Origin of the sequence: Bradyrhizobium uaiense, assembly GCF_010811875.1 — a bacterium.
Lineage (GTDB): Bacteria > Pseudomonadota > Alphaproteobacteria > Rhizobiales > Xanthobacteraceae > Bradyrhizobium > Bradyrhizobium uaiense.
Genome location: NZ_VKHP01000430.1, coordinates 1 through 3,247, shown reverse-complemented (window position 1 = coordinate 3,247; position 3,247 = coordinate 1). Strand labels below are relative to the sequence as shown.

Genomic DNA, 3,247 nt, shown 5'->3' with positions numbered 1-3,247 from the left:
CACCACCAGCGCCACCGCGCCCAGGTTCGCCGAAGGTCGCGACCGGCACGGTGCCCGTCACCCGGAAGCCGCGGGCAAACAGCCGGGCGCGCACCGCCACGCAGTAGTTCACCGACAGATAGGAGAAGCGGGTCTCGCCGTGACCTGCGCGGTACTTCATGACCGCGGTGCAGAGGTCGCCGCCGGCACGTCGCCACGCTTCCGCAAGGTACATGACACCGAAGTGAATGTTGTTTTCGGGAATCGCAAGCTCGGCGAGCGAGCCGGAAAAGCCGAGCATGCGCGCGGTCGACGGCAAGAGCTGCATCAGGCCGATTTCGCCGACGCCGCCGATCACATCGGGATTGTAACCGCTTTCCACGCCCATCACGGCCTCGGCGATCTCAGGGGCGAGCCCGGTTCCAGCCGCCTCCTTCTCGATCAGCGCGCGATAGCGCATGCGCGCATCCGAAACCGCGGCCTGGCTCGCGGGCGCAGGCGGGAGGTTTTTCCCGCCGGCATCCTTTGCAAGATCCTTTGCAATATCCTTGGCCGGTTTCGTCGCCGCTTCGGCTGGCGGCTTTGCCATCGCGTCGGCGGAAGGCTCAGCCGAATCGACCGCGGCAAAGCGCGTGCTGAATGACGGCGCCGGCGTCTCGCCCTGCGCGCGAACGGGTTGCGCAAGACCAAGCGCGAGCGCGAGGCCACCGGCTGCGATGCAGCTGCTCCAGTGACGAGCAGGATTGAGCCGCTTCCGCCATCGGCCGAAGCAGCTCGCCTTCATCGTGGAGGCCCCGTCATTCATGGGTCGATTGCAGTCCTGATCGTCGCGCGCCGGCGCGGCTACTGGATGGTGGGAACCGCCCCCGCTTCCGCGGTGCGCTCATGCGCCGGCTGCTGGGTGGACGCACCGGGCTGCGGAGCAGCGGCCGCGCCACTCCGGGCAGCGAGCTTCGGCAACTCCTCACGCAGATACGCGATCAGCTCCTGCACCAGCCGGTCCCAGACCTCGATCTGCGCCCGCACAAAGTTCGGTGCCACACCGCCGGCGACAGAGACATCGAGGCAGAACATCAGGAACGGCTGGCTGAACTGCAGCCGCCCGAACCGCCGCGTCGTGTTCCAGCGATTGACGAGGTCGAGCGGCAGCTCGCCCTGCACCTGGAGCGTGGTGACCAGCATGACGTCGACAAAGCTTTGTTCCTCACCGACCAGCTGGTTTCCCGGCCGGATCTCGAAGCCCAGTCCCGCTGTCGCCGAGCGCAGATAGGTCGTGTTGGCGACCGGATCGGTCAGCGTTTCGACGCGATAGCCGCCATTCTGGAAGCTGTCGCGCAGGTCTTCGAGCGTGAGTTTGGTGATGATCTCGGGCATCATGGTCTCCGTGTTATTTCTTCGACGCGTCGAGCAGGCTCGACAGTGCAAGCTCGTTGAGGACAGGCGGATGCTGCTTCAGCAGCTCGGCGAGATAGCCCCGCCGCATCATCGTCGACCGCTCGGAGCGGATCTGCAGCACCAGCTGGTCACGCACTTCCGGCAGGGTGCGGGTGTAGGACGCCTTGGTGTCGATCAGCTTGATGATGTGCCAGCCGTCGTCGAGCTTGATCGGCTCGGACACGCTGTTCTTGGCGAGCCCCATCACCTGGCTGCGGATCTCCGGACGAATCTGGGTCTCCGCAACCCATCCGAGGTCGCCGGCATCCTTGGCCGCGTTGTTGTCGCCGCGCGCGATCGCCGCAAAGTCCGCTCCCGGCGCCTTCAGCTTGCGCTGCATATCGTCGAGCTCCTGCCTGGCCTTGTCCTCGGCAGCCTTGTCGCCCTCCTTCGGAGCGGCAATGAAGATCTGCGCGAGCTGGAATTGCCGCGGCATCAGGAATGCGGCGCGATTGGCCTCATAGACCTTCTGCAGATCGTCCTCGCTCGGGAAGTTCGCCGGCGGCGTCGACACCGATTGCAGATAGAACTCGACCACCGCACCCTCGCGGGCTCGCTCGAGCTGCGCCGCGATGGCGGGTTGCTGATCCCATTTTTTCGCAACCGCCTCCTGCAGCACGAGGCGATTGGCAAGCAGCAGCCGCACCGCCTGGCTGAGCATCGCCGGATCCTTGGCGAGTGCAGCCTGCTCGCGCGGGGCAAGCGCTGCAACATAGCTGCGGAGGTCATCGGCCGAGATGTTGGTGTCGCCGACGCGCGCAATGACATTCTCCGGCGCGGTGGCGGGCTTCGGCGCGGCTGCGACCGCAGCCGGCGCCGGCGTTGCAGCGGCCTGCGCCTGCGCCGCGGGCTGTGGCTGCGGCTTCCTGGCGGGAGCCTGCACCGTCCGCGGCGCGGGAGCCTGTGCCTGGGCCTGCGCCTCGAGCGGCGCAACGAAAGCCGCCAGGGCGACGGTCATGCCGGCGGCGAGGCCGATCGACCGGAGCGGCTTTGCGATGGTGGCGGTCGTCATGGGTTCACCTTCTGATCGAGGAACTTGTCGGTACTTTCCTGCAGCTGATTCTGGATCTCGACCCGCCGCTGCTGAATCATCGGCTCGCGCGAGACCACGATCTCGCCGATCGTGAGGTCCTTGTAGCGCTGCACCATCTCCTTGCCGGCCTTGACCAGCAGGGTGTTCTTGGCGAGGCAGCTCTTGGTGCTGGCCTTGTAGGCGGTGGCCTCACCTTCGAACTTGGCCCGCTCGGCGTCCTTGCTGCGGGCAACGGTCGCCGCCTCCTCATAGGCGGACTTCCACTTCTCCAGCGTCTCATCGCGTTCGGCGAGCCGTTGATTGAACTCGTCGACAGCCTCGCGATGTTCCTTGTCGGCTTTCTTCAGCTGCGCCTTGAGGTCGTCGACCTCCTTCTTGGCCGCCGCCTTCTCGCGGTCGGCGTCGGCGACTTTTGCCTGCAACGCCGTGCGCTGGTCTTCCAGCGCGCGGGTCTGCGCGGTAGCGGTGCGCAGGGCGTCACGCAGACGATCGGTCTCGGACTGGGCGAATGCGGTGCCGGAGCTCAATGCTCCGATCACCATCATCAAGACAAAGAGTGCGATGCGCATGGTCAGAACTTCGCGTTGAGGTCGACTTGCAGGACGTCGACGGCATAGGGGTTGCCGGCGATGCTGTTGGCGCTCATCCAACGCAAGGTCGCCCAGACATTGTCGCCGAGACCGATATTGCCGCCGACGAAATAGCCCTTGAGGTTGGTGCCGCCGAGACCGAAGTCGGAATCTGCGAAGGCATCGATGGTGGCATCCGACTCGAGGTACTTGTAGCCGGCGTGGACGTTCC

The 3,247-nt window shown here is 65.8% G+C and carries 5 protein-coding genes; all 5 read right to left on the bottom strand.

Annotation, left to right across the window (positions count from 1 at the left end; translation table 11 throughout):
* Positions 1 to 784: lytic transglycosylase domain-containing protein (locus tag FNJ47_RS45260; protein WP_236000561.1), on the bottom strand; the 784-nt coding region annotated here is incomplete at its 3' end.
* 38 nt (positions 785 to 822) lie between these two features.
* Positions 823 to 1,353 (bottom strand): YbjN domain-containing protein, encoded by a 531-nt coding sequence (locus tag FNJ47_RS45255; protein WP_347341820.1) that lies wholly within the window; start codon positions 1,351 to 1,353, stop codon positions 823 to 825.
* A 13-nt stretch (positions 1,354 to 1,366) separates the two neighbouring features.
* The gene (locus FNJ47_RS45250) at positions 1,367 to 2,425 is read right to left on the bottom strand and encodes a peptidylprolyl isomerase (RefSeq protein WP_163163153.1); all 1,059 of its coding nucleotides are present in this window, start codon (positions 2,423 to 2,425) and stop codon (positions 1,367 to 1,369) included.
* A complete protein-coding gene (locus tag FNJ47_RS45245) occupies positions 2,422 to 3,015 on the bottom strand; it encodes a coiled-coil domain-containing protein (RefSeq protein ID WP_163163151.1) in 594 nt (197 codons plus the stop codon). Before FNJ47_RS45245 ends, FNJ47_RS45250 begins: the two co-directional genes overlap by 4 nt.
* Before the next feature lie 2 nt (positions 3,016 to 3,017).
* Positions 3,018 to 3,247 (bottom strand): putative porin (locus tag FNJ47_RS45240; RefSeq protein ID WP_175068517.1); only part of this gene is annotated, 230 nt, incomplete at its 5' end.